Genomic DNA, 24,290 nt, shown 5'->3' on the forward strand with positions numbered 1-24,290 from the left:
TATCTGGGAGGGTGACGCCCCCCAAACGATACACCACCCCGGCGAAGGCCGGGGCCCAATTGGTGAGGTCGTAGTAACGGGGGACCGCGCTTCGTTATTAACGCTTGCCAATTGGGCCCCGGCCTCCGCCGGGGTGGTGCCTGCCCACAAAGCCAGCTTAAGAAATCCGCGAACCGTCCTCATCAAACAGCTCGGGATTGGCCGCCTGCTCAGCCTTCGCCGCTGCCAGACCACCCCGCATCCGCCGCCACATCGCAATATTCAACGACACCATCACGACCACCGCCAGAACGATGATCAAGAGGCCCTTGGTCGGCCCGGTCATGCGCGCGCTTCGGCAACCCCGCGCGAATTGTGGCGGAGCGCCTTGAGGACGGTGTCGACCAGCGCAGTCGCATCGAGACCGGCTTCGGCATATTGGACTTCGGGCTTGTCCTGATCCTGGTAGACATCAGGCAGGCGAAGCGTGCGGAGCTTGAGGCCGCCGTCGATCAGCCCCTCGTCGGACGCCATCGTCAGAACATGCGCGCCGAAGCCGCCGACCGAATTCTCCTCGATCGTCACAGCAACTTCGTGCGTGGTCAGCAGCTTGCGGATCAGGTCGACATCGAGCGGCTTGGCGAAGCGGAGATCGGCGACCGTCGTCGACAGGCCCTTGGCCTCGAGGATCTCGGCGGCCTTAAGCGCCTCCTCGAGACGCGTGCCGAGCGACAGGATCGCGACGGTCTTGCCCTCCCGTACGACGCGGCCCTTGCCGATTTCCAGCAACTGCGGCGTCTCGGGCAGCGCGACGCCGGTGCCGTTGCCGCGCGGATAACGGACCGCGATCGGGCCCGTGTCGTACTGCGCCGCAGTATGCGTCATGTGAACAAGTTCGGCCTCGTCCGCCGCCGCCATCACGACGAAGTTCGGGAGCGTCGCGAGATATGTGACGTCGAACGAGCCGGCATGGGTCGCGCCGTCCGCGCCGACCAGACCCGCGCGGTCGATCGCGAAGCGGACCGGCAGGTTCTGGATCGCGACGTCGTGGACGACTTGGTCGTATGCGCGCTGGAGGAACGTCGAGTAGATCGCGCAGAACGGGCGCATCCCCTGTGCGGCCAGACCGGCGGCAAAGGTGACGCCGTGTTGCTCGGCGATGCCTACGTCGAAGAACCGGTCGGGATACGCCTTGGCGAACGCGTCGAGCCCGGTGCCCGACGGCATCGCCGCGGTGATCGCGCAGATCCGCGGATCCTTGGCGGCCTCGGCAACGAGCTGCGCGCCGAACACGTTCTGGTATTGCGGCGGGCCTGGGGGCGCCTTGGTCTGGACGCCCGAGATCACGTCGAACTTCTGCACGCCGTGATACTTGTCCGCGGCGGCCTCGGCGGGAGCGTAACCCTTGCCCTTCTTGGTGACGACGTGGACGAGGATCGGGCCCTCCTCGGCATCGCGGACGTTCTCGAGCACCGGAATCAGATGTTCGAGGTTATGGCCGTCGATCGGGCCGACATAATAAAAGCCGAGTTCCTCGAACAGCGTGCCGCCCATCGTCATGCCGCGCGCGAACTCGTCGGTCTTGCGCATCCCGCTGGCAATCGGCCGTGGCAGCCTCTTGGCGAGTTTCCGAGCCAGCTCGCGGAAGCCGAGGAACTCGCGACTCGACACGATCCGGCTCAGATACGCCGACAGCCCGCCGACCGGGGGCGCGATCGACATGTCGTTGTCGTTGAGGATGACGACCAGGCGGTTGCCCGCCTGCGCGGCATTGTTCATCGCCTCGTACGCCATACCCGCCGACATCGCGCCGTCGCCGATCACGGCGATGCCCTTGCCGGGCGTCCCCGCGATCTTGTTGGCGACCGCAAAGCCAAGTGCGGCCGAGATCGAGGTCGAGGAATGCGCCGCGCCGAACGGGTCGTATTCACTCTCGCTGCGCTTGGTGAAGCCGCTTAGCCCGCCGCCCTGGCGCAGCGTCCGAATCCGGTCGCGACGCCCCGTAAGGATCTTGTGCGGATAGCATTGGTGACCAACGTCCCACACCAGCCGATCGCGCGGGGTATCGAACACGTAATGGATCGCGGTGGTCAATTCGACCACGCCGAGACCCGAGCCGAGATGGCCGCCGGTGGTCCCAACCGCCGAAATCGTCTCGGTGCGCAGTTCGTCGGCGAGTTGGCGGAGCTGGTCCGGGCGCAACTTGCGGAGGTCGGCGGGTGTCGAAACGGTGTCGAGCAGCGGTGTCGCGGGAAGGTCGGCCATCATGCAGGCTTAATGCAGCGCGCGTATCGTGTCGATTGTTACCGTGTCTTGACGTAGCATTCGCGCTGAAATCGCTCGGGAAGTGCACAATTATGAACTTTACGCACCGTGTTGCCGTCGCGGCGGATATCCCGGCGATCTCGGCGCTGATGGCGCGGGCGATCGGCGCGTTGCAGCGGGATTTCCTCACGCCGGCGCAGGTCGAGGCAAGCCGTGCGGTGATGGGGCTCGATACGCAGCTGATCGCGGACGGGACGTATCTGTTGGTCGAGACGGAGGGGCGGCTAGCCGGGTGTGGCGGGTGGAGTCGGCGGGCGACTTTGTACGGTGGCGATCACAGTACGGCGTTGCGGGATGCGGCGCTGCTCGACCCGGCGCGCGACGCGGCACGGATACGCGCGATGTATACCGATCCAGATTTCGTGCGGCAGAGTGTCGGGCGGTTGGTGCTGTCGGTTTGCGAGACGGCGGCGCGCGAAGCGGGGTTTGCGCGGGCGGAGATGATGGCGACGCTCGCGGGAGAACCACTGTACCGGGCTTGCGGGTATCTGCCGATCGAGCGGATCGAGACGTCGGGAGATGTGCCGGTGCCGATGATCCGGATGGGGAAGGATTTGGGTAGAACCTGATCCTCCCCCTGGCGGGGGAGGATTGAGTGGTCGGGGTTACTTCGCCTCGCACTCCGCGCAGCGACCGCGGACTTCGATCACCGGGCGTACGGGAGAGAAGCCGGCCGCCTCAGCCGCGTTGCGGACGCCCTTGGTGATGGTGTCGTTATCGAGATGCGTCGTCTGGCCGCACGAGTCGCAGACCAGGAAGATGCAGTCGTGCAGGCAATCGGGATGCGCGTTGGCGACGTACGCGTTGGCGCTCTCGACACGCCGTGCGAGGTTCGCGCCGACGAACAGGTCTAGGATGCGATACACGCTATTCGCGGCGACGCGGCGGCCTTCGGATTTCGAGACGGCTTCGGCGATGTCGTAGGCAGACGCCGGCTTCTCGAAGCTGGCCAGCGCCGCGAACACGCTGGCGCGCATCGTGGTCCACTGTTCGCCAGCCTTTTCGAGTGTCGATTTTGCTGCGACGGTGAGGTCGGCGCCTTGCGGTTCGGTGTGGGTGTGAGCGTGCGCCATGCTGGATGAAGTAGGATGCCGGAGGGGTTCCAGCAACCCGACTTAACTCTCCGCGCGGCGGTTGAGATCGTGACCGAACGCGAGCAGACCGACGCCGACGATCGTCCACAACGTCTCGCCGCCACCGCTGTCGTGCGGCAGCGTCATCGCGCCGGCCATGATGCCGAGCCCGAGCGCGCCCATTGCGGCGGGCATCATATAGCCGTGGTTGAGAACGCCGCGTCCAAGCGCGAGCGCACCGAGGCCGATCGCGATCGTCAGGCCGACTTCGTGGAAGATCGGATCGAGCAGGAAACCGCCCGCCGTCGACATGAGCGCGACCAGTACGGAGGTCGCGAGGCAATGCACCATGCACAGGCCCGACAGCCCGATCGCATAGCGATCGAGGCCGGCGAAGCGGTGGGTATGCGTAGCCGAAGGCGTCATCGTCCGTCGGATATAGATGGGCAGTTGAAAGGATACAACATTACATTGCAGATTTTCTTGCGAGGAATTTTAGGTTCGTCAGGTCGGATCGCCGCCAGAGATCGCGTAGTGGCTATCCGTCGCCATCCTGACGAAAGTCAGGATCCAGAGCCTCAGGCGGCAGCGTGCGTAACTCTGAATCCTGACTTTCGTCAGGATGACGGGAGGAGCGGCAGGACGCTGCGCCCCCTGCACCTCCGCCAGTCCGGCAACATGAAGCAATGCCTCACCATGAAGGAATGGCGCCGGGCTGCGCAAAGGACTATCTCATCGCAATGCTTCAACCCAGTGCCGCCTTTCTCACCAAAGCCCGTCCTCGTGCGGTCGCCCTGTGGCTGTACACGGTCGCGGGCCTGATCGTCGCGATGGTCGTCATCGGCGGAATCACGCGGCTGACCGAATCGGGGCTGTCGATCACGCAGTGGAAGCCGATCAGCGGGATCATCCCGCCGCTCAACGACGCGCAGTGGCAGGCCGAGTTCGCCGCCTACAAGCGCATCCCCGAATATGCCGCGTTCAACGCTGACATGACCGTGTCCGGGTTCAAGGCGATCTTCTTCTGGGAATATCTGCACCGGCTGTGGGGCCGCGTGATCGGGCTGGTCTTCGCGGTGCCGCTGATCTGGTTCGCGGTGCGCAAGCGGATCCCCGTCGGCTATGGCTGGCGACTGTCGGCGCTGCTGGCGCTCGGTGCGTTCCAGGGCGCGATTGGCTGGTGGATGGTCGCCTCCGGCCTGTCGGTGCGAACCGACGTCAGCCACATTCGACTCGCCGTCCACCTGTTGACCGCGCTGACGATCCTCGCTGGGATCGTGTGGACCGCGCTCGACCTGATGGCGCTGAACCGCAACCCGCTCGCCGCCCCTGCCCGCATGCGGCCGGTGGCGATCCTCGCGCTGGCGTTGCTGTTCGTGCAACTCGTCTATGGCGCGTTCACCGCCGGGCTCGACGCGGGCTATGCCTTCGCAAGCTGGCCGCTAATGGGCGACGGGCTGTTCCCGGCCGACGTGCCGATGGTGAATCCCGCCTGGAGCAACGCGGTCGACAACCCGATCGTCGTGCAGTTCATCCACCGCTGGTTCGCGTTCGCCGCCGCCGCCGGCCTGATCTGGCTGGCGATCAAGGCAACCAAGACCGGCAGCAGCGCGGGGTTCTTCGTCGTCGGGCTGGTCACGCTACAGATCATGCTCGGCATCGCCACGCTGATGACCGGCGTGCAGATCGACGTCGCGGTCGCGCATCAAGGCAACGCCGCACTCCTCCTGATCGCCGCGATGTTCGCCGCCCACGCCGTAGGCACCGCACCCCGCCTGAAGCAGCGGGTATAATAATACCCGTCAGGAAACCGGCGGAAAGCTTGACTTGAAGCCCCCCTTTCAGCATTAGGCCGGCATTCGTGCTGCGGGGCCTCCCCTTGGTGCGCTTGCATTCAATCTGGAAGGTCTAACGCCCATGAAGGCGCTCATGAAGACCACCAAGTCGGCGAAGCCGGCTGAGGTGGAGAAGCAGTGGCATATCGTCGACGCGGAAGGTCTCGTCGTCGGTCGTGCCGCATCGATCATCGCCAACGTCCTGCGCGGCAAGCACAAGGTGTCGTTCACCCCGCATGTCGATTGCGGTGACAACGTCGTCGTGATCAACGCCGACAAGATCCGCTTCACCGGCAACAAGGCCGCGAAGAAGATCTATTACAAGCACACCGGGTACGCCGGCGGCATCAAGGGCATCACTGCCGCCAAGGTCCTCGACGGCCGCTTCCCGGAGCGCGTTCTCGAAAAGGCTGTCGAGCGCATGATCCCGCGCGGCCCGCTGGGTCGTGAGCAGATGCGCAACCTGCGTATCTTCAAGGGCACCGAGCATCCGCACGAGGCACAGAACCCTGCCGTGCTCGACATCGGCAGCATGAACCGCAAGAACAAGGTGGGCGCATAATGTCCGACAACCGCCAGTCGCTCGCCGATCTCGCGAGCCTGACCAACCAGCCCGCGCCGGCTGCCCCCGCCGAGCAGGCTCTGCCGACCAGCGAAGGCGATATCGCAGCGCCGGTCTCGAACGAGCCCGTCCGCGAGCCGATGCCTTTGCGCGAGCAGATCCTCGACAAGCAGGGCCGCGCCTACGCGACCGGCCGTCGCAAGGACGCCGTCGCGCGCGTCTGGGTCAAGCCCGGCACCGGCAAGATCACGATCAACGGTCGTGACCAGGAAGTGTATTTCGCACGTCCGACGCTGCGTCTCGTCATCAACCAGGTGTTCGGGATCACCGAGCGCGAAGGTCAGTACGACGTCGTCTGCACCGTCAAGGGTGGTGGCCTTTCGGGCCAGGCCGGCGCGGTCAAGCACGGCATCAGCCAGGCACTGACTCGCTTCGAGCCGGTGCTGCGCGCATCGGTGAAGGCAGCAGGCTTCCTGACCCGCGACAGCCGCGTCGTCGAGCGCAAGAAGTACGGCAAGGCGAAGGCCCGTCGTAGCTTCCAGTTCTCGAAGCGCTAATCTCGCTTTCAGTATCTGCGTACCAGAAGGGCGGTCCGGCAACGGGCCGCCCTTTCTGGTTTTGGGCATTGGTGCAGGACGACATCGTTCTCCCGCGCACAGGAGCCCAAAATAGAAAGCGGCGTCTGCGGCGATCCTCCCCGCCAGGGGGAAGTGGCTGGCTCTTGCCAGCCGGAGGGGGGGTAGGGAAAACGGCTGCTCCGTGCCCTCCCCCTCCGTCACCTTCAGCGACACCTCCCCCTGGCGGGGGAGGATCGTTCGGACGCGACGGCCTAGCCTAGCGCGGCAATGATCTCGCCGAGCGACGCATTGCGAATGCCGCGACGGTCGAACTCGTCGAGCATCGTCGTCCACCACGTGTAGAAACGCTTCAGGTCTGCGGCGTCGCGGACATAAGGTGTGTTACCCGGCGCCAACGACGGCGAGTGGAACGACAGGTTGAACAGCCGCAACCCCTCGCCCGCCGCGACCGCAACCGCCTCCAGCGCAGCCTCGATCGGCATGTCCTCGGGCGTCAGCGCGATCCGCGACAACAGGCGCGCGCGCGCGAATACCCCCCTGCCCTTCGGTAGGCGGCCTAGCGCAGTGTACAGCCTGCCGCCGCCCCTTCGCGCGCGGCCGGTGAAAACGGTGGTTAGCGGCAGTTCGACGATACCGCCTTCGCGATACGCTCCGGCATCCGCCAGCGAGAAGTCCGGACCGCCATCGCCGCTATAATCGTAGCCGGGGCGGATCGAGCTATCGATCCGGTAGCCGAGCCCTGCAAGCAGTTCGAAACTGTTCGGGCCGATGCCATAGCGACCAGCGCGATACGCACGCGGGGCGGTGCCGAATGCGGTCTTGATCGCGGCCGTGAGTGTCTCAAGCTTGGCCGCCTCCAGCGTCCGCGGCAGGTTGCCCGCGTAGCTTGACGCCGATGTCGCCACCTCCTCGAACGGCGGATTGACCCAGGCGTGCAACTGCGTGCCGATCTCCGACCGCCCATCTTCGAGGACGCGCGACAGGACCGCCACCGAAGCGGGATCGGTGGCGATCGGGTGGTCGACCATGCAGTTGAGCGCGACACCGCGCTCCGCGAACCGACGGTGCGCGTCGGGAAACGCCGCCATCGCGGTCGTCGCGCGGTTGCGGCGATCGAGCGGCGCGCGCCAGTCGAACTCTTCCTCGACGTCCACGAAGACAGTGAAGCGGGTACCAAAATCCTCAGGCCAGATTACCCGCTGCGCGTCGGTTGGCCGCGGCGGGCGGTAGGTCACCGCTGATCGTCGGCGGTGCGCTCCGCTTCCGCGACATCGGCGGTCGGGCACTCCGCTTCCACGACATCGGCAGCGGGAAGTTGCAGCGTCAGGCGTTCCGCGCCGATCGTCAGGACGCCGCCGAGTTCTACCGCGAGATTCTGCGCGAGACGCAGCGCGAAGCCGGTGCCGAGTAGTGGTGCGCCGTCGTTCTCCTGTTCGGCGTCGATGCTGAGCAGCACGTCGGTCGCATGCGCAGCGAGCGCGGCGGGGCGATCGAACTCGATCGTGATCGTGTCGCCCACCGGCCGCACGACGATCCCGAGTTGCTCGCCCTGGCGCCCGGCCGACACCAGCGCGGCGAGCAGGCGACCGACCAGCCGCTCGACCGCGCGATCGTCACCGAGGATATCGCAGTCACTCGCAGGCATCGCCACCGACAGGCTCGCCCCGCGTAATGCGGCGAGCGGCTGGAGGTCCGTGGTGACGCGGTCGAGCAACGCACGGACCGGCACCGTCGTCGGTCGCAGATCGAGCGCATGGCCTTCGATCCGCGCCGCGGTGTCGAGATCATCGATCGCGGCGAGCAGGTCGCCCGCCTGCGTCCGAATCGCTGTCGCGCGGTCGCGATACGTTGGCGAGACGGGGCCGAGCAACTGCGTCTCGATCAGTTCGGCGAACCCGGCGATCGCATTGGTCGGCGTGCGCAGTTCGTGGACCAGCTGGCGGAGCGAATCGGCGACCGGCGACGATGCGGGCTTTGCCGGCGCCGCGGTCTCGTCGCGACGTGGGCGGCGCGCGGTGCCGCGGAAACCGATGAAGCGGCCGGATGCATGTTCGAACGCAGGCACGCCCGACAGCCGCCACGATCCGAACGCGTCCGAAAGCCCGCCGACCTCGAGCCGCGCGTCGCTGAACCGTGAACGACGACGGAATGCGCCAGCCGCGACGCCATCGAGATGCGCCTCGCCCTGTTGCGCTGCATAGGCGAGCGACACGCCGATCAGCGCGGAGCGGGCGACGCCATCGACCATCCGGATGACGCCTTGCGCGTCGGTTTCGAAGCGGAAGCCCTCGATCTCGGCCGCCGCGGGTGTTGGCGTGGCGGCGTCGACGGTGCGGTCGCGATTGAACGCCTCGATCCGTGCGACGAGGTCAGATATTTCGAAGCGGTCTGCTGGCGCCGGTTCAGGCGGTTCAGCGACGGATGCTTCCGTCTCGGCGAGCTTGGCATGGCGAAACGCCTCGGCGACGAACGGCAGGCCGCGGGCGACCGCGCCGAGCGCCATGAACGGAGTTTCGCTGAGTGGAGTTTCGCTGGGAGGTGCGGAATAGAGCGACGGTTCGCGTGCCTTGGCAAAGGGCGTGTCGACCGGAGATGTGTCGAACACCTCGACAACCAGGTTTTCAGCTAAAGGCGGCTCTTCAGCTAACGGCGCCTCTTCAGCGACAGTCGGCTCTGCGATCGGCGCTGGCTCGATAGCGATCGGCTCTGCAACGACCCGCTCGGCTTCGACAGGCTCGGGCTCGGCCGGCACATCGGGTTGCGGCAGCACGAAGTCGGTCGGACCGAAGCTCTGCAAGCCACGATGGACCGATGCGGGCAAGTCGCGGCGATGGCGCAGTACCGAACGGCTAGCCGGCGTCAGCCGCGGCAGGATCGCCAGCCATTCGTCGGGCTCCAGAGTCGCGGTCCGCAGCACCGGTGCGGCGATCGCCAGCGCGTCCTCGGCGAAGAACCCGACCAGGTTCGCATCGGGCCGGGCGAAAGCGAGCGCGCGGGCACTGGCGGCACGCACCTCGACCGGCACCGCCTGGCGCAACAGCCGCAACCGCGCGATCGCCGGTTCATCGACCGCCGTCCGCCCGCGGCCCATCAGGTCGACCAGTTGCCGCCACGCGGATTGCGCGCCGAAACCGGTGGCCATGTCGGCAGCGAGGATCGTCTTCAGGCTATCGTCGAACCGCACATCGTTCCCCGGCTTAGGTGGGCGTACCACGCTCTCCGTACCGATTCCTTAACGCCGCCGACTCATCGAAGGAACAATCCATTTTGGTGCGGATACGAGTTCGTCGCATAGTGGGACAATTGCGTTTCGCCGCAACAATCTTATCGCTATGAGGAATGAATCGCTTGGTTTGCGATGCCTATCGGGAGTTGCGTGAAATGAGTTTTGACCGGATCGATCGGCAGATCCTGTCGCTGTTGCAGGCCGACGGTCGGATGACCAATGTCGACCTGGCCGACCAGGTGGGGCTTACCGCTCCACCCTGCCTGCGCCGCGTCCGCGCGCTCGAAGAGGCAGGCGCGATCCGTGGCTATCACGCCGATCTCGATGCGAGCCGACTGGGCTTTCCGATCACGGTGTTCGCCATGGTGTCGCTGCGCAGCCAGGCCGAGCACGACCTCGCCGCGTTCGAGCATCATATCGCGGATATTCCTGAAATCCGGGAATGCCACATGCTCAATGGCGAGATCGACTTCATCCTGAAGATCGTCGCGGCGGATTTGAAGAGCTTCCAGGAAATCCTGACGACGCATCTGACGCCGGCGCCGAACGTGGCGAGCGTGAAGACGTCGCTGACGATCCGCACGGCGAAGGCGCTGTCGGGGATCCCGGTGGTGGTCGACTAAGGGGCCACTTCGATCCTTCCCTGCAAGGGGAGTTGGCTGGCGCTTGCCAGACGGAGGGGGGACACCCTCTTGATGGCGCAACACCCCTTCCGTCAGTCCTGCGGACTGCCACCTCCCCTGACAGGGCCCTGACAGGGGAGGATCGAGCTTCGAAGCTCCCATCTTCAAACGAAAAACGGGGCGGCATCGCTGCCACCCCGTTCTTTAGCCAGAGACCCGACCGCTTACGCAGCCGGAGCGCCGAGCCAAGTCGTCCACAGGCTCGCGATGTCCGCCTTGGGCGATGCCTTCACCGCCGAGAATGCCGTCGCCGCGCCCGCCTTGTCGCCCGAGCGCGCAAGCGCGATGCCGAGATGGAGGTTCACGTCATCCGCGTCGATGCCGCCCTTGGTCAGCGCCAGGCGATAGAGTTCGATCGACTTGGCGTAGTTGTTCTGACCGAGGTACGCATCTGCCGTACCCGCGGCGAGCTTGCCGTTCGGGGCCGTCGCAGCGCGCTTTTCGAGACTCGACAAGGGGCCGTCCGCCGCGATGTTCTTGGTCGCATCTGCGAGCAAACCCTTGGCCATCGTGTTCGAGGCCGGGATCTTGCCCGAAGCGAGACCCTCCTTGATCACTGCCTGCGCTTCGCTCGGCAGGCCGCGACGGTTCACGCTGTCCGCATATTGCAGATAGTCAGTCTGGTCGGCGAGCGAGTTGGTTGCGCGCATCAGACGGAAGATGTCGACCTTCTGCGGTTCGTCGAGCGTGATCAACGCATCCTTCTGGATGCCCGACAGGATCAATACGTCACGCCAGTTCTTTGCCGACGGATACGCGGTGATCCACTTCTTCAGCCAAGCCATCGTCTCTGGCTTGCGCTTGGCTGCGTACGACTTGGCTATCGCGTAGCGGTAATATTCCTCGGGCGCCTTCTGGCCCGACGCGGTCATCTGCGTGATCGCGGCATCGAGATCGGCAGTGGCGCCAGCGACGTCGCCGCTATCCATCTTCGCCTTGATGATCTGCAGCGACAGGTTGGGATCGGTGTAGCCGAGTTCCTTCGCCTTCGAGAAATACTGAAGTGCGATCGGATACTGCTTGCCGTTGAACGCCAGCGCACCGCGGCGATAGGCATAGCGACCACGATCCGCGGCGGGCGTGGCCGGGTTGGCGATCAGCGCGTCGAGCGGCGTGGCGAGGGTCGTCTCGTTGATCGGTGCGTTGGGGTTGGCGGTCTGCGCAGCGACGAGCTTCTCCGACTCAAGCTGATACCGGAGCGCGGCACCGATATACTTCTCGTAATCGGTCTTCGCGGCGGCATCGATCTGGTCGATCGCGGTCTGCGCGGTCGGGTAATCCTTGGCCGCCAGCGCGGTCTGCGCGGCAAGGCCGGGCTTCTGGACTTCGGGGCTGAGCTTAACCGTCGGAGCGGCGTCAGCCTTCTTGTCCTTGGCGAAGGCGGGCGTGGTGATCGCCATGCTGCTTGCGCCGGTCGCGAACGCCGCAACCAGTGCAAGCTTGGAAATGGTCTTCATGCGGAAACTCTCCCTCTGCGTCGGCCCGCTTACGTAAGTGGCGCGCCGCGACGCTATATGGTCCGTGGTGCATACGTTCAAGCAAGCGGTCCGGATCCCCTGCCTGCAAATTAGCTGGTGAACGTCGATTGAACGCGCTCACGGCGGTCGCTAGATCGCGAGGATGATCGCTGTCCTTTCGCCCGCCAAGACGCTCGATTACGAGAGCGCGCTGCCCAAGCTCGAGCCTACGACGCCACGGTTTGCCGACGAGGCGAAAACGCTGGCACATGCTGCCGCGCATCTAACGCAGAAGAGGTTGTCGGAGCTGATGCATATCTCGCCCGCGCTGGCGAAGCTCAACGCCGACCGGTATCGCGATTTCGATACGCTGCCCGAGCGGCCGGCGATGTTCGCGTTTGCGGGCGACGTCTATACCGGGTTGGAAGCGAAGACGCTTGACGAGGCGGCGGTGGATTACGCGCAGGATCACGTGCGGATGCTGTCGGGGCTGTACGGCCTGTTGCGGCCGCTCGACCTGATGCGGCCCTACCGGCTGGAGATGGGCACGCGCTGGGCGCCGCGGAAGACGAAGCTGACCGACTGGTGGGGGGACCGGATCGCCAAGCTGCTCGCCGACGATGTTGAGGCGGAAGGATCGGGGACGATCCTAAACCTCGCGAGCCAGGAATATTGGGCGGCGGCGGACGGGAAATTGCCTTCGTCCATACGCGTCATCGCGATCGATTTCCGCGAGGGCGAGGCGCAGAAGTTCGTCAGCTTCCATGCAAAGAAGGCACGCGGGATGGTCGCCCGGTGGCTGGTCGAGCACCGCGTCGACGACATCGAGGGGATCAAGGGGTTCGACAGCGACGGCTATGCCTATGACGCGGCGGGCAGCAGCGACGCGCAGTTCCGGTTCGTCCGCAAGTGAGCAGCGCGGTCGTCATCGGCGCGTCGGGCGGGATCGGCAAGGCGCTGGAAGAGGCGCTGATCGAGGAAGGGGCTTTCGAAAAGGTCTACGGGTTCGCGCGGTCCGAAAGCGGCGACCGGCATCTCGATCTGGAGAACGAGGCGAGCATTGCGGCAGCGGCTTCGCGGGTTGGGTCTCCGACGCTGGTGATCGTCGCGACGGGACTGCTGCACGACGGCGACAAGGGTCCCGAGAAGGCGATGCGCGAGCTCGATCCGGTGTGGATGGCGCGCAACTTCGCGATCAACGCGATCGGGCCGGCGTTGGTGGCGAAGCACTTCCTGCCGACGACGCCGAAGGCGGGGCGGATCGTGTTCGCGGTGCTCTCCGCTCGCGTGGGAAGTATCGGCGATAACAAGCTGGGCGGCTGGTACGGGTATCGTGCGTCGAAGGCTGCGCTGAACCAGCTGGTGAAGACCATCTCGATCGAGGACAAGCGACGCAACTCCAGCGGAATCGTCGTCGGGCTGCATCCGGGCACAGTCGATACCGGGCTGTCGAAGCCGTTCCAGGCCAACGTCACCCCCGGCAACCTGTTCAAGGCCGACCGCGCCGCGGTGCAGTTGCTCGACGTGATCGACGGCCTGCGCGCGCCGGACAGCGGCAAGCTGTTCGCGTGGGATGGGGCGGAAGTTACCCCATAGTGCCCTCCTCCTTCACGTCATCCCAGCGGAAGCTGGGATATCATCGTGTGGCGAACGCCGCCCGCCAAACGGGGATACCCCAGCTTTCGCTGGGGTAACGAGTGGGCGATTCAGGGGCCGCCACCTAAGTCCCTACGGCGGACGTCCGGCGCTCTTCAGCTCCGCACCCTTAGCATGACGCGGATTTCACCTATCCGCCACAATCCGTTCAGGTCCCCCGGCGCACTCTCCGACCATCGTCCACCAAGGCCGAAACTGAGAGGATATCCCATGACCAAGTCTCTCCCCCTCGCGATCCTCGCCGGCGGCGCGCTCTTGTCCGGCACCGCCGCGATCGCCGCGACGCAGGCCAAGACCGTCCAGCCGAAGACCGTCGCGACGCACACGACGACCACCAAGACGACCACACCGATGGGAAACACCAAGGTCGCCAAGCGCACCACCACGGTCAAGAAAGGCCGCATGGTCACCGCCAAGCTCGCGAACGGCAAGACCGTCACCTATGATTGCTCGCTCGCCGGCAACAAGACCAAGACCGCCTGCAAATAACCCCGAAATTAACGATGAAACCCTTCTCCCTCGCGTGCGTACGCGTGCGCGGGGGTAGTAAGGTGCCCCCCCCTCGGCTAAGGTCTGTCATCATACCGCAACAAGCCGAAAGCGTTCAGATTTGACCGACGAGACCATACTCGCCGAACCCCAGGGCGGCGAGCCCGCCGGCATCGCCACGATCTCGATCGTCGACGAGATGAAGTCGAGCTATCTCGACTATGCGATGAGCGTCATCGTCGCGCGCGCGCTACCCGACGTCCGCGACGGCCTGAAGCCCGTCCACCGCCGCATCCTGTACGGCGCGCACGAAAGCGGCTTCGTCGCCGGCAAGCCCTACCGCAAGTCCGCGCGCATCGTCGGTGACGTGATGGGTAAATACCATCCGCACGGCGACAGTTCGATCTACGACGCGTTGGCCCGCATGACCCAGGACTGGTCGATGCGCGTGCCGCTGATTGACGGCCAGGGCAATTTCGGCTCGATGGATCCCGATCCACCCGCGGCGATGCGCTACACCGAGGCCCGTCTCGGCAAGGTGGCGAACGCGCTGCTCGGCGATCTCGACAAGGATACGGTCGACTTCACGCCCAACTATGACGGCTCGGAGCGCGAGCCTTCGGTGTTGCCGGCGCGCTTCCCGAACCTGCTGGTCAACGGCGCGGGCGGCATCGCGGTCGGCATGGCGACCAACATCCCGCCGCACAATCTCGGCGAAGTCATCGCCGCGTGCCTCGCGTACATGGACAATGGCGCGATCACGACCGAGGAACTGTTCGAGATCGTCCCCGGTCCCGACTTCCCGACCGGCGCGATCATCCTCGGCCGCGCGGGCGCCAAGTCGGCGTACGAGACCGGCCGCGGTTCGATCATCGTCCGCTCGCGCCACATCGTCGAGGAGGGCAAGGGCGACCGTCGCTCGATCGTCCTCACCGAGATCCCGTTCCAGACCGGCAAGAACGGCCTGGTCGAGAAGATCGCCGAAGCGGCCAAGGACAAGCGGATCGAAGGCGTCAGCGACATCCGCGACGAATCGAGCCGGATGGGCGTCCGCATCGTCATCGACCTGAAGCGCGACGCGACCGTCGACGTGGTGCTCAATCAGCTGTGGCGGCACACGCCCGCGCAGTCGAGCTTCCCCGCCAACATGCTGGCGATCCGCGGCGGCCGTCCTGAACTGCTCAACCTGCGCGACATCATCGGCGCGTTCATCACCTTCCGCGAGCAGGTCATCACCCGCCGCTCGAAGTTCGAACTCGCCAAGGCCCGCGAGCGCGCGCATCTGTTGCTCGGCCTCGTCATCGCGGTCACCAACCTCGACGAAGTCGTCAAGATCATCCGCGGCTCGTCGAGCCCCGCCGACGCACGCGGCAAGCTGCTCGCGCGCGAATGGCCGGTCGAGGAGATCGCGCCGTACATCGCGCTGGTCGAGGCGGTAGAGGACAAGCAGGCCGACGGCATCTACAAGCTGTCCGAGCCACAGGTCCGCGCGATCCTCGATCTCCGCCTGCACCGCCTCACGCTTCTCGGCCGCGACGAGATCGGCGACGAGCTGAAGGCGCTGGCCGCGACGATCGGCGAGCTGCTCCACATCCTCGGCGACCGTGCGAAGCTGTACGAAGTGATGCGCGGCGAGCTGATCGCGATCCGCGACGAATTCGCCACCCCGCGCCGTTCCGAGATCGCCGCTGCCGCCAACGGCATCGACGACGAGGACCTGATCGAGCGCGAGGACATGGTCGTCACCGTGACCATGCAGGGCTATATCAAGCGCACCAGCCTCGACACGTTCCGCGCGCAGGCGCGTGGCGGCAAGGGTCGCGCGGGCATGTCGACGAAGGACGAGGACGTCGTCACCGAGCTGTTCGTCACCTCGACGCACACCCCGGTGCTGTTCTTCTCGAACCTCGGCAAGGTCTATCGCTACAAGGTCTGGCGCCTGCCCGAGGGTGGCCCCGCCACGCGCGGCCGGCCGATGATCAACCTGCTGCCGCTGGCGCCGGGCGAGACGATCTCGACTGTACTCCCGCTGCCGGAGGATCTGAGCGAGTGGAGCCGCCTGCACGTGATGTTCGCGACGCAGCGCGGCACGGTACGTCGCAATTCGATGGATGCGTTCACCAACGTACCGTCGAACGGCAAGATCGCGATGCGCTTCGAGGAGGGTTCCGAGGACAAGCTGATCGGCGTCGCGCTACTCAGTGAGCATGACGACATCCTGCTCGCCACCAAGCTCGGCAAGGCGATCCGCTTCGCCGGTGATGACGTCCGCGAGTTCCAGAGCCGTACGTCAACAGGCGTCCGCGGCATCACGCTGAAGAACGACGACGAGGTTATCTCGCTGTCGGTCCTCCACCGGGTCGAAGCCACCCCCGCCGATCGCGAAACCTACCTTAAATTCGCGCCCTGGAAGGGCGAGCGGGAGGGCGACCATGATCTGGGGCTCGATCGCTACAACGATCTCAAGGACCGCGAGCAGTTCATCCTCACGATCTGCGAGAACGGCTACGGCAAGCTGTCCAGTGCGTACGACTATCGTCAGACCGGCCGCGGTGGCCAGGGCATCACCAACATCGACAACATCGCGCGAAATGGCCCCGTCGTCGCAAGCTTCGCCGCGGCTAAGGGCCATCAGCTGATGCTGGTGACCAACCAGGCGAAACTGATCCGCACGACACTCGCGTCACTCCGCGTCATCAGCCGCAACTCGGCGGGCGTAAAGCTGTTCGACGTGGCGAAGGGCGAGCACGTCGTCTCCGCCGCACGCATCGAGGAAACCGAGGAAGACGCCGAGATCAACCTGGCGGACGCCGTGCCGGAGGTCGCTCCGGATACCGGCGCGACGATCGGCGAGGATACTGCTGCGGGCCCGGAGGATGGCGAATGAGCCGCGATCCGATCGCCTATAAGGTGCTGACGGGGGAGCAGCTGGCGACCCTGGAAAGCGGGAGCTTTGCGGGCGCGCCGGTGGATGTGGCTGACGGCTATATCCACCTGTCCACTGCCGAGCAGTTGACGGAAACGGTCGACAAGCATTTCGCGGGTCAGTCGGACCTTCACGTGGCCGCGATCGATCTCGAAGCGCTCGGTGATGACGTGAAGTGGGAAGAGTCGCGCGGGGGACAGCTGTTCCCGCACATCTACGGCGGGCCGTTGCTGCTGGAGGTCGTGTTGTCCTACGGCCCGCTGGAGCGCGACGATGCGGGCAAGATAAAGCTCCCCGTCGCGGGCTGACCGGCACTCAAACTCAAGCTTGTTCTCCCGCGAACAAGGAAGCAGGAGTGCAGTTGAATTAACGACCGCTAGATGCCGAATCGTCTGCCACCACCCCGGCGAAGGCCGGGGCCTAGGTGGGGATGGTAGCTGACGGAGCGCATCGCTCCATTACATCGACCTTTCCAACTGGGCCCCGGCCTTCGCCGGGGTGGTACTATGTCGGTTAGGTTGGTCTGTTTGCCCTCACCCCGCCGCGAACGCAGCCCTCACAAACCGCGCACAAGCCTCCGGCGCCGTCACCGGGATCATGTGCCCGCCTTCGATCGTATCGATCTTCGCCCCCGGGATAGCCGCCGCCGTCCGGTGGCCGTTATACGCAGGATCGAGAATCGCATCCTGCCGCCCGAACAGGATCCGGGTCGGCACGCCAATCTCGCCATACCGCTCGACCATCGGCGTCAGATCGTCGTTCACGCCGCCCAGATCCGCCGCCGCCGCCGCGATCGCGATCGGCCGCTGCGACAGCGCACCACCGCCGCGAATCGCGAAATCCTCGGGCACCGCCTCGGGCGCGAAAATACCTTCGAGCGTCTTTGCAGAGGTCAGCCGGCTCAGCGGCGTCCCGATGATCTGTGCAAACCCGCGACGCGCCCCCGCCGGCACACGTGCGAGGCCACGGAAGCTCTCCGGCACCTCTTCCTGCGGTCGGGTCAGCGGCGCGATCAGCGCGAGCGCGCGGACCAGGTGCGGATGGTCCAGCCCTACAGCCACGCCGATCGCGCCGCCAAGCGAATGCCCGACGAGCAACGGCCGATCGAGCCCGAGCTTCTGGATGAAGTCGGCGATGATCGCGCCCTGCGCGACGATCCCCGGCGTCGGGTTGCCGGTCGCGGTCGAATAGCCCGAGCCCGGCCGGTCGACGACGATCACGCGGTAGTCGTCCTTGAGCAGGTCGACGAGCGCGTAGCTGAAGTTCCGCAACTGCCCGCCAAGGCCGTGCACCATCACGATCGCTGGCCCCGACCCCACATCGATATAGTGGAGCCGGGCGCCCGCGACATCGAGGAAGCGCCCCTCCGCAGGCACCAGTTCCTCGGCCCGCCGCGCGACCCGGCTAGAATAGAGCGACAGCGCGATCCCCGACACCGCCGCGAGCACCGCGCCACCGATCAATCCCTTGCCCGTCCGCCTCATCACCATCTCCTTCACTTCGCTTGTGCCCCGAACGCGCAACCAAGTCCAAAGTCGCAACACATTCGAGGCTCGCCGCCCGGGTCGAACGCCCGACCCACGAAAGCGGTGCGCCCGCAGATAGACAAGCTCGCACGATACCGGACACGACCGCCAGGCAAAGCCCGCGTTACAGTCGATCGACAGAAGGGCGGAATGATGCACGTGCTCGTACAGATGGGCACTCGGCTCGACGCGACGCGACGCCGCAATTGCTCGATCGCATCGCCGCGTGGCCGAAAACCCGATGATGAAGAATGGTGCACCCAGAGCGATTCGAACGCCCGACCCTCAGATTCGTAGTCTGATGCTCTATCCAGCTGAGCTATGGGTGCATCGCCGTTCCGTGTCCGGTTCGACAAGCCCGCTATGAAGCGGAAAATCCTGGTGCACCCAGAGCGATTCGAACGCCCGACCCTCAGATTCGTAGTCTGATGCTCTATCCAGCTGAGCTATGGGTGCACTGGAGGGGCGCTGATAGCAGGCATTTTCGGGGGCGCAAGGGTTTGCCGCGAGAAAGTTGTGTACGAACGCTTGGCGGCATAGAGCGGCAGGCATGAAACATGCCTCTTCGCTCCGCTTCGCATCGTTCGCGCTGGTCCTCGCAACCGGTGCCTGCAGCGAGGATCCGAACACCTATCCGTCGCTCGGGAAGCGCCCGGTCGAGAAGCTGGGATTTGCCGAACCCGAGGTGAAGGCGGCGGTGGCGGCCCCCGATCCCGCGCTCGACAAGGACATTGCGACGATCTCGGCCAAGCTCGATGCCATCACGACCGGTTTTGCGCGCGACGCGGCGAAGGCGGAGACGCTGGCACGATCGGCACGCGGTGCGGCGGTCGGCAGCGACGCGTGGATTACCGCGCAGACCGCCCTGGCGGGTCTAGACGACTGGCGTGCGCAGGGCTCGTCGCTGGTGACCGATATCGAGGCGCTGGCGACCGACCGTGCGGCGAAGCTCCAGCCGGATTATCCGGCGCTAGCGGCGATCCGCGCGAAGGCGCAGGCGGAGAGCGATCGTCAGGGCGCGACGATCACCCGCATCCAGGCAAGCATGCCGTCCGCGTAGCGTACGCTCTCAATCCTCCCCCGCCAGGGGGAGGTGGCTGGCGCTTGCCAGTCGGAGGGGGAGGTAAGCGCAACCAACGTTCCGTGCCCTCCCCCTCCGTCGCTTCGCGCCACCTCCCCCTGGCGGGGGAGGATCAAGAAGCTCAGAACCCATTCAACAGCGGCAGGATCGTCGAGTAATCGTCGGTCCACGCCGCAAAGCCTTTCCGCGGTGTCAGCGGGACCCAATCCAGATCCTTCGCCCGCAACGCCGCAATTCCCCGCGGGTCGCGCGACAGCGCCACCCAGTCCGACGCCGACGCCCGATCGACCAGCAAACTCGACGGCCGGTATTTCATCTCGACCGCGATCCAGCCGCCCTCCTGCGCCGCGGCGGCGATCACCGGTTCGAGATCGATGAACCGGTTCGAGATGTGCACGAGCAACAGCCCGTCTAGTGCCAGCACCCTGCCATAAGTCGCGAACGCCTCGCGCGTCATCAGATGCATCGGCACCGAATCCGACGAGAACGCATCGAGCGCGAGCAGGTCGAGATTGTTCGACGCATCGTGCGCGAGCGCCACGCGGGCATCGCCCAACCGGATCTCCGGGTTTGGCAGGCACCGCGACAGATAGGTGAACTGGCCAGTATCGCGCGCGATGCGGACGACCGCCGGGTCAATCTCGTAGAACCGCCAGCGCTGGCCTGGCTTCGCGTAACACGACAGCGTCCCCGTCCCAAGCCCGACGACGCCGATCCGCGCGGCCGGACCGTATAACGCCGGTGCGGCCTGCATAGCCTGCCCGACGCCCGAGCCTGCCGCGTAATAGGTGGTCGGCGTGCGCTCGCGGTCGGTTGAGCCGCGCAACTGGATGCCGTGGACGGTCGTGCCATGATCGAGCTCGCGCGTGCCGCCATTCGGGCCGGGCTCGTCACGCACGGTATAGACGCCGAAATAACTCCGGACGCGGGCGCCCGATTCGATCGAGAGCTCGAGGCTGCGATACCCGCCGAACAGCACGAGCGCGCCCGACAGCACGATCATGTAGGGGACGCGCGCGCCGATGACGGCAAAGCCGAGCGTCGCGATGACAAGGAAGTCCAGACCTTGCCGGCTTTCACCGAACACACCGGTGGGGTCGGTGATCCGCAATCCGGCGACGACAACGAGGGCCACGGTTATCGCCGCGAGCGCGATCCACCTGGTCGGCCCCTGCGCCATCCAGATGCTGCGGAACTGGCCGAACAGATACTTCTGCGGCACCAGTGCGCCAGCCGCCAGAATCAGCAACGGATACTCATAGGTCCAGTCGAACACCACCGGCGCGACTAGCGCGGCAAACACCCCGCCAAGCGCCCCACCCGCCGACATCGCCAAATAGAAGCCGGTCAGCCGATCGGGCGCAGGACGCTTACGGTACAGCGTGGTGTGCAGAGCGACCGAGATCATGAACAGCAGCACCAGCGCGATGCCCGCGCTGAAGAACGGGCGCTCGTTCACCCCGCCCATGATGATCCCGCCGAACAGCAATATCGTAATCGGGGCGATCCGTGTCAGCAGGTCGGCGAGCCAGCGATCGTTCGCGAACGCCACGCTGAAGCTCAACAGATACAGCCCGAGCGGGATCACCCACAGCAGCGGCATCGCGACGATGTCGGTGGTGATATAGGTCGACGTCGCGAGCATCAGCCCCGACGGCACCAGCGCCAGCGCGATCCAGTGCGCGATCCGTTTGGCCCCCGGCGGCGCACTGGTCGCGGCGACGTGGTCGACCGCCGCAGTCTTCGGCAGCCGCGTGGCGCAGGCGAGCACCAGCACGATCAGCAGCAGATACCCGCCGCTCCAGAGCAGGCTCTGGCCGTGCACCGCCATCAACGGCTCGACCAGCAGCGGGTAGGCGATGAGGCCCGCGAAACTGCCGAGGTTGGAAGCGGCATACAGCGCATAGGGATCACCGCCGCCGCTCGCATCGCTGAACCAGCGCTGGATCAGCGGCGCCTGCGCGGAGACCGCAAAGAACAGCGGTCCGATCGACAGCCCGAGCAGCCAAGGCACCCACAGCGCCGGCTGCGCCTCCGCCGAAGGTGCCATCGCGACCAGCCCGATCGGCAACCACAACGCCGCAACGATCAGCACGCCGAGGTGGATCGCCGCCTGCGCACGCGGTCGCACCCGCCCAAGCCAGTGCGCGTACGCATAGCCCGCGAGCAGCAGCGCCTGATACACGAGCATCGCCGAGTTCCACACCGCCGGCGCGCCGCCGAGCCGCGGCAACGCCATCCGCGCCACCATCGGTTGAACCAGGAACAGCAGGAACGATCCGGTCAGGATCGTCGCGACGAACATCGTCCGGCACCAGCGCGCCATCAACGGGGTTTCAGACATAAGCGGGACGGTCGATCCGGTAGAGGATGTGGCGGCGGAGAGCGTCGTCTTCAGCCAGTTTGGGATGATCGAAATTGCCGTCGACCACACGGTTCATGCCGAGCCGTTCCATAAGTGTGCGGCTGGCCGTGTTTGCAGGGACCGTGATTGCCCAGACCGTCGGGAGGTTCAACACCCGCCAGCCCCAGGCGAGCGCCGCATCGACTGCCTCACGTGCGTAACCCTGCCCCCAATGCTCGCGCACGAGGCTCCAGCCGATTTCCGGTTCAGCGTCGATCGGCGTCCCGACCGGGCCCGGCTTGATCCCGCACCAGCCGATGAACGCGCCGGTATCGCGTCGTTCGAGCGCCCAGAAGCACGCGCCATAGTCGGCGAGGATCGCGTTCTGGCGCTTCACCCAAGCGGCGGAATCGGTCGGCGACGGTGCCGGCCCGAGATACGCCATCACCGCCGGATCGGCGCACATCGCGTGATGCGCGGCGGCATCGTCATCATGCCCGCCGCGCAAGGTCAGCCGCTCGGTCTCGATCATCCGCCGAGCAATTTGGCCGCATGCGCCGCGTGATAGGTCAGCACACCCGAGCAGCCAGCACGCTTGAACGCCATCAGCGTCTCCAGGACCATGACGTCGCGCTCCGCCGCGCCCGCCGCAACGGCATGCTCGATCATCGCATACTCGCCAGACACCTGATACGCGAACACCGGCACCTCGAACGCTTGGCGAACGCGAACGATGATGTCGAGATACGGCAGGCCGGGCTTGACCATCACTGTGTCGGCGCCCTCGGCCAAGTCCATCGCGACCTCGCGCAGGGCTTCTTCCGCGTTGGCATTGTCCATCTGGTACGTCTTCTTGTCGCCCTTGAGCAGCCCGCGCGAGCCGACCGCATCGCGGAACGGGCCGTAGAACGCGCTCGCATATTTGGCGGCGTAGGACATGATCTGGACATTGTGGTGCGAGTCCGCCTCCAGCGCGCTGCGGATCATGCCGATCCGGCCGTCCATCATGTCCGATGGCGCGATGATGTCCGCCCCCGCCTTCGCCTGATTGAGCGCCTGCGCGACGAGCATCTCCGCGGTGGTGTCGTTGACGACATAGCCGGCGTCATCGACCAGCCCGTCATGGCCATGGCTGGTGTAGGGATCGAGCGCGACGTCGGTCAGCACGCCGACCTCGGGCACCGCGTCCTTTAGCGCGCGGATCGCCTGGCACATCAGGTTGTCGGGGTTGAGCGCCTCGCGGCCATCCTCGGTCCGGCGCTCGACCTGCGTATACGGGAACAGAGCAATACACGGGATGCCGAGATCGCGCGCCTCGCGACCCCGCGCAACGATCCCGTCGACCGACCATCGCGACACGCCCGGCAGGCTGGCGATCGGTTGCTCGACGCCCTCTCCTTCGGTGACGAACAGCGGCCAGATCAGGTCGGCGGGAGTCAGCACGGTCTCGGCATGGAGGCGGCGGCTCCAGGCGGAGGCGCGAGTGCGACGGAGGCGAAGCGCGGGATAGCTTGCGGTCATGCGGCGAGCTTTGCGGGATGCGCGCGGACGGATCAAGCGTTACGCAAGAGCGTTACGGGTGCGAAACCGCATGCCGTGCGTTGGGGGCCTTATGTCGAACGATACGATCAAGTCCGCGGCGCTCGTCGTCAATGCCAAGTCGCGCAAGGGCCAGAAGCTGTTCAAGCGCGCCTGTGCGGCGATGTCGGGGCTGCCCTATGAGGTCGATGCGCATGCGGTCGAGGATCCGAAGGACCTTGAGTCCACCGTCCTGCGCGCGCTGGCGAAGAAGCCCGACCTGCTGATCCTCGGCGGCGGCGACGGCACGGTCAGCGGCTTGGTCGACCTGATGGTCGGCCACGACGTGATCCTTGGCGTGCTCCCGCTCGGCACCGCCAACAGTTTCGCACGCACGCTTGGCATTCCGCTGAATATCGAGGGCGCGGTCGAAGTCATTCGCACCGGCAAGCCACGGCGGATCGATCTCGGCATGATCGACGGCGATTATTTCGCGAACTGCGCCGCGATGGGCATCAGCCCGAAAATCGCCGAGACCGTCCCGCACGGGTTGAAGAAGATCTTCGGCAAGGTCGGCTATCTGGCCTGGGCGACGTATCAATATATGCGCTTCCGCCCGTTCACGCTGATCGTCGGCGAAGGCCCGACCGCGGTGAAGATCCGCGTCGTCGAAGTGCGGATCTCGAACGGGCCGTATCACGGCGGCACCGAACTGGTCGACGCCGCAGCAGTCGATTCGGGCGAGATCGTCGTGCAGGCGGTGATGGGCCATGTGAAACGCCGGCTGGTGCAGAACTGGTTCTCCAGCGTGTTCCGTCTCGAATCGCGGCATGAGAAGGTGCGCGATTTCCGCGGCAAGAGCCTGAAGATCAACACGATCCCGCCGCTGCCGATCTCGATCGATGGCGAGGTGCTGGCGAAGACGCCCGTGACGGCGAAGGTGGCAGCCGGGATCATCCGGGTGATGGCGCCGGCCTGAGGGCGCGGTCTCAAGGAGCGTCACCTCTAACTTCCTTGTTCTCCCGCGAAGGC

Annotated in this window: 23 protein-coding genes and 2 tRNA genes; 12 read left to right on the forward strand and 13 right to left on the reverse strand. The window is 65.7% G+C overall.

Translation table 11 applies throughout. The features are described from left to right. Positions 1-157: 157 nt before the first annotated feature. Both U1763_RS09545 and dxs read right to left on the reverse strand, forming a co-directional pair. On the reverse strand, positions 158-325 hold the full coding sequence (locus U1763_RS09545) for a hypothetical protein (protein WP_332755034.1): 168 nt from the start codon (positions 323-325) through the stop codon (positions 158-160). Further along, the gene (dxs, locus tag U1763_RS09550; RefSeq protein WP_332755035.1) at positions 322-2,244 is read right to left on the reverse strand and encodes a 1-deoxy-D-xylulose-5-phosphate synthase; all 1,923 of its coding nucleotides are present in this window, start codon (positions 2,242-2,244) and stop codon (positions 322-324) included. Before dxs ends, U1763_RS09545 begins: the two co-directional genes overlap by 4 nt. 92 nt (positions 2,245-2,336) lie before the next feature. Here dxs and U1763_RS09555 point away from each other — a divergent pair, with 92 nt between their 5' ends. Next, entirely contained in the window at positions 2,337-2,873 is a 537-nt protein-coding gene (locus tag U1763_RS09555) for a GNAT family N-acetyltransferase (RefSeq protein ID WP_132738484.1), read from the forward strand. 36 nt (positions 2,874-2,909) lie between these two features. Here U1763_RS09555 and U1763_RS09560 read toward each other — a convergent pair whose 3' ends face one another. Together U1763_RS09560 and U1763_RS09565 are read right to left on the reverse strand one after the other, a co-directional pair. Further along, positions 2,910-3,377: a Fur family transcriptional regulator gene (locus U1763_RS09560; RefSeq protein ID WP_132738487.1), complete on the reverse strand. Its 468-nt coding sequence runs from the start codon at positions 3,375-3,377 to the stop codon at positions 2,910-2,912. 42 nt (positions 3,378-3,419) lie between these two features. Next, complete coding sequence (locus U1763_RS09565; protein WP_056047781.1) at positions 3,420-3,803, reverse strand: MerC domain-containing protein; 384 nt, start codon at positions 3,801-3,803, stop codon at positions 3,420-3,422. Between the two features lie 314 nt (positions 3,804-4,117). Between U1763_RS09565 and U1763_RS09570 the strand changes: the two genes are divergently transcribed. From U1763_RS09570 to rpsI, 3 genes are all read left to right on the forward strand, one after another. Then, positions 4,118-5,170 carry a COX15/CtaA family protein gene (locus U1763_RS09570; protein ID WP_132738490.1) on the forward strand — a complete coding sequence of 351 codons (1,053 nt, stop codon included), beginning with the start codon at positions 4,118-4,120 and terminating at the stop codon, positions 5,168-5,170. Between the two features lie 124 nt (positions 5,171-5,294). Beyond that, positions 5,295-5,774, forward strand: coding sequence for a 50S ribosomal protein L13 (gene rplM, locus U1763_RS09575; protein ID WP_060524218.1), 480 nt, complete (start codon positions 5,295-5,297; stop codon positions 5,772-5,774). Then, positions 5,774-6,331, forward strand: coding sequence for a 30S ribosomal protein S9 (gene rpsI / locus U1763_RS09580; RefSeq protein WP_082441435.1), 558 nt, complete (start codon positions 5,774-5,776; stop codon positions 6,329-6,331). Before rplM ends, rpsI begins: the two co-directional genes overlap by 1 nt. 272 nt (positions 6,332-6,603) lie before the next feature. Here the strand turns inward: rpsI and U1763_RS09585 are convergent, their stop codons facing one another. Beyond that, positions 6,604-7,587, reverse strand: coding sequence for a polysaccharide deacetylase family protein (locus U1763_RS09585; protein WP_332755036.1), 984 nt, complete (start codon positions 7,585-7,587; stop codon positions 6,604-6,606). Continuing rightward, positions 7,584-9,566, reverse strand: a complete 1,983-nt coding sequence (locus U1763_RS09590) for a sensor histidine kinase (protein ID WP_332755037.1) — start codon at positions 9,564-9,566, stop codon at positions 7,584-7,586. The genes U1763_RS09585 and U1763_RS09590 overlap by 4 nt, the downstream gene beginning before the upstream one ends. 167 nt (positions 9,567-9,733) lie before the next feature. On the opposite strand from U1763_RS09590, the gene U1763_RS09595 reads away from it, so the two are divergent. Beyond that, positions 9,734-10,201 carry an Lrp/AsnC family transcriptional regulator gene (locus U1763_RS09595; protein WP_055880606.1) on the forward strand — a complete coding sequence of 156 codons (468 nt, stop codon included), beginning with the start codon at positions 9,734-9,736 and terminating at the stop codon, positions 10,199-10,201. Between the two features lie 224 nt (positions 10,202-10,425). On the opposite strand, the gene U1763_RS09600 is transcribed toward U1763_RS09595, so the two are convergent. Beyond that, positions 10,426-11,718 (reverse strand): hypothetical protein, encoded by a 1,293-nt coding sequence (locus U1763_RS09600; RefSeq protein WP_332755038.1) that lies wholly within the window; start codon positions 11,716-11,718, stop codon positions 10,426-10,428. 163 nt (positions 11,719-11,881) lie between these two features. On the opposite strand from U1763_RS09600, the gene yaaA reads away from it, so the two are divergent. From yaaA to U1763_RS09625, 5 genes are all read left to right on the forward strand, one after another. Beyond that, positions 11,882-12,631 carry a peroxide stress protein YaaA gene (gene yaaA / locus U1763_RS09605; protein WP_332755039.1) on the forward strand — a complete coding sequence of 250 codons (750 nt, stop codon included), beginning with the start codon at positions 11,882-11,884 and terminating at the stop codon, positions 12,629-12,631. Continuing rightward, entirely contained in the window at positions 12,628-13,314 is a 687-nt protein-coding gene (locus tag U1763_RS09610; protein ID WP_332755040.1) for an SDR family NAD(P)-dependent oxidoreductase, read from the forward strand. Before yaaA ends, U1763_RS09610 begins: the two co-directional genes overlap by 4 nt. Positions 13,315-13,584: 270 nt before the next feature. Then, the gene (locus U1763_RS09615) at positions 13,585-13,863 is read left to right on the forward strand and encodes a hypothetical protein (RefSeq protein ID WP_332755041.1); all 279 of its coding nucleotides are present in this window, start codon (positions 13,585-13,587) and stop codon (positions 13,861-13,863) included. Between the two features lie 121 nt (positions 13,864-13,984). Continuing rightward, positions 13,985-16,750, forward strand: coding sequence for a DNA gyrase subunit A (gene gyrA, locus U1763_RS09620; protein WP_332755042.1), 2,766 nt, complete (start codon positions 13,985-13,987; stop codon positions 16,748-16,750). Then, on the forward strand, positions 16,747-17,097 hold the full coding sequence (locus U1763_RS09625) for a DUF952 domain-containing protein (protein ID WP_332755043.1): 351 nt from the start codon (positions 16,747-16,749) through the stop codon (positions 17,095-17,097). Before gyrA ends, U1763_RS09625 begins: the two co-directional genes overlap by 4 nt. A gap of 225 nt (positions 17,098-17,322) precedes the next feature. Here U1763_RS09625 and U1763_RS09630 read toward each other — a convergent pair whose 3' ends face one another. The 3 genes from U1763_RS09630 to U1763_RS09640 all read right to left on the reverse strand — a co-directional run bounded on the left by U1763_RS09630 (position 17,323) and on the right by U1763_RS09640 (position 18,771). Continuing rightward, complete coding sequence (locus U1763_RS09630) at positions 17,323-18,273, reverse strand: alpha/beta fold hydrolase (RefSeq protein ID WP_332755044.1); 951 nt, start codon at positions 18,271-18,273, stop codon at positions 17,323-17,325. Between the two features lie 294 nt (positions 18,274-18,567). Continuing rightward, positions 18,568-18,644: transfer RNA gene (locus U1763_RS09635), tRNA-Arg, on the reverse strand. Between the two features lie 50 nt (positions 18,645-18,694). After that, positions 18,695-18,771, reverse strand: a tRNA-Arg gene (locus U1763_RS09640). Positions 18,772-18,865: 94 nt separating this feature from the next. Here U1763_RS09640 and U1763_RS09645 point away from each other — a divergent pair. After that, positions 18,866-19,375: a hypothetical protein gene (locus U1763_RS09645; RefSeq protein WP_332755045.1), complete on the forward strand. Its 510-nt coding sequence runs from the start codon at positions 18,866-18,868 to the stop codon at positions 19,373-19,375. Positions 19,376-19,517: 142 nt separating this feature from the next. On the opposite strand, the gene U1763_RS09650 is transcribed toward U1763_RS09645, so the two are convergent. The 3 genes from U1763_RS09650 to hemB are packed head-to-tail and all read right to left on the reverse strand — an operon-like array spanning position 19,518 to position 23,261. Further along, a complete protein-coding gene (locus U1763_RS09650; RefSeq protein ID WP_332755046.1) occupies positions 19,518-21,740 on the reverse strand; it encodes a spermidine synthase in 2,223 nt (740 codons plus the stop codon). After that, a complete protein-coding gene (locus U1763_RS09655) occupies positions 21,733-22,272 on the reverse strand; it encodes a GNAT family N-acetyltransferase (RefSeq protein WP_332755047.1) in 540 nt (179 codons plus the stop codon). The genes U1763_RS09650 and U1763_RS09655 overlap by 8 nt, the downstream gene beginning before the upstream one ends. Beyond that, positions 22,269-23,261, reverse strand: coding sequence for a porphobilinogen synthase (gene hemB / locus U1763_RS09660; RefSeq protein WP_332755048.1), 993 nt, complete (start codon positions 23,259-23,261; stop codon positions 22,269-22,271). Before hemB ends, U1763_RS09655 begins: the two co-directional genes overlap by 4 nt. Before the next feature lie 91 nt (positions 23,262-23,352). Here hemB and U1763_RS09665 point away from each other — a divergent pair, with 91 nt between their 5' ends. Further along, positions 23,353-24,237 carry a diacylglycerol/lipid kinase family protein gene (locus U1763_RS09665; protein WP_332755049.1) on the forward strand — a complete coding sequence of 295 codons (885 nt, stop codon included), beginning with the start codon at positions 23,353-23,355 and terminating at the stop codon, positions 24,235-24,237. Positions 24,238-24,290: the final 53 nt, after the last annotated feature.

The sequence above is a fragment of the Sphingomonas sorbitolis genome, assembly GCF_036663875.1.
In the GTDB taxonomy this organism is placed as follows: Bacteria; Pseudomonadota; Alphaproteobacteria; order Sphingomonadales; family Sphingomonadaceae; genus Sphingomonas.

What these genes read in the sequence shown, in the direction of transcription:
- hemB (WP_332755048.1), bottom strand. Translation starts at nt 23,261, where the DNA reads ATGACCGCAAGCTATCCCGCGCTTCGCCTCCGTCGCACTCGCGCCTCC.
- U1763_RS09600 (WP_332755038.1), bottom strand. Translation starts at nt 11,718, where the DNA reads ATGAAGACCATTTCCAAGCTTGCACTGGTTGCGGCGTTCGCGACCGGC.
- U1763_RS09655 (WP_332755047.1), bottom strand. Translation starts at nt 22,272, where the DNA reads ATGATCGAGACCGAGCGGCTGACCTTGCGCGGCGGGCATGATGACGAT.
- U1763_RS09665 (WP_332755049.1), top strand. Translation starts at nt 23,353, where the DNA reads ATGTCGAACGATACGATCAAGTCCGCGGCGCTCGTCGTCAATGCCAAG.
- U1763_RS09555 (WP_132738484.1), top strand. Translation starts at nt 2,337, where the DNA reads ATGAACTTTACGCACCGTGTTGCCGTCGCGGCGGATATCCCGGCGATC.
- dxs (WP_332755035.1), bottom strand. Translation starts at nt 2,244, where the DNA reads ATGGCCGACCTTCCCGCGACACCGCTGCTCGACACCGTTTCGACACCC.
- U1763_RS09595 (WP_055880606.1), top strand. Translation starts at nt 9,734, where the DNA reads ATGAGTTTTGACCGGATCGATCGGCAGATCCTGTCGCTGTTGCAGGCC.
- yaaA (WP_332755039.1), top strand. Translation starts at nt 11,882, where the DNA reads ATGATCGCTGTCCTTTCGCCCGCCAAGACGCTCGATTACGAGAGCGCG.
- U1763_RS09645 (WP_332755045.1), top strand. Translation starts at nt 18,866, where the DNA reads ATGAAACATGCCTCTTCGCTCCGCTTCGCATCGTTCGCGCTGGTCCTC.
- U1763_RS09630 (WP_332755044.1), bottom strand. Translation starts at nt 18,273, where the DNA reads ATGAGGCGGACGGGCAAGGGATTGATCGGTGGCGCGGTGCTCGCGGCG.
- U1763_RS09570 (WP_132738490.1), top strand. Translation starts at nt 4,118, where the DNA reads ATGCTTCAACCCAGTGCCGCCTTTCTCACCAAAGCCCGTCCTCGTGCG.
- U1763_RS09650 (WP_332755046.1), bottom strand. Translation starts at nt 21,740, where the DNA reads ATGTCTGAAACCCCGTTGATGGCGCGCTGGTGCCGGACGATGTTCGTC.
- U1763_RS09545 (WP_332755034.1), bottom strand. Translation starts at nt 325, where the DNA reads ATGACCGGGCCGACCAAGGGCCTCTTGATCATCGTTCTGGCGGTGGTC.
- rplM (WP_060524218.1), top strand. Translation starts at nt 5,295, where the DNA reads ATGAAGGCGCTCATGAAGACCACCAAGTCGGCGAAGCCGGCTGAGGTG.
- U1763_RS09625 (WP_332755043.1), top strand. Translation starts at nt 16,747, where the DNA reads ATGAGCCGCGATCCGATCGCCTATAAGGTGCTGACGGGGGAGCAGCTG.
- U1763_RS09615 (WP_332755041.1), top strand. Translation starts at nt 13,585, where the DNA reads ATGACCAAGTCTCTCCCCCTCGCGATCCTCGCCGGCGGCGCGCTCTTG.
- U1763_RS09560 (WP_132738487.1), bottom strand. Translation starts at nt 3,377, where the DNA reads ATGGCGCACGCTCACACCCACACCGAACCGCAAGGCGCCGACCTCACC.
- rpsI (WP_082441435.1), top strand. Translation starts at nt 5,774, where the DNA reads ATGTCCGACAACCGCCAGTCGCTCGCCGATCTCGCGAGCCTGACCAAC.
- U1763_RS09565 (WP_056047781.1), bottom strand. Translation starts at nt 3,803, where the DNA reads ATGACGCCTTCGGCTACGCATACCCACCGCTTCGCCGGCCTCGATCGC.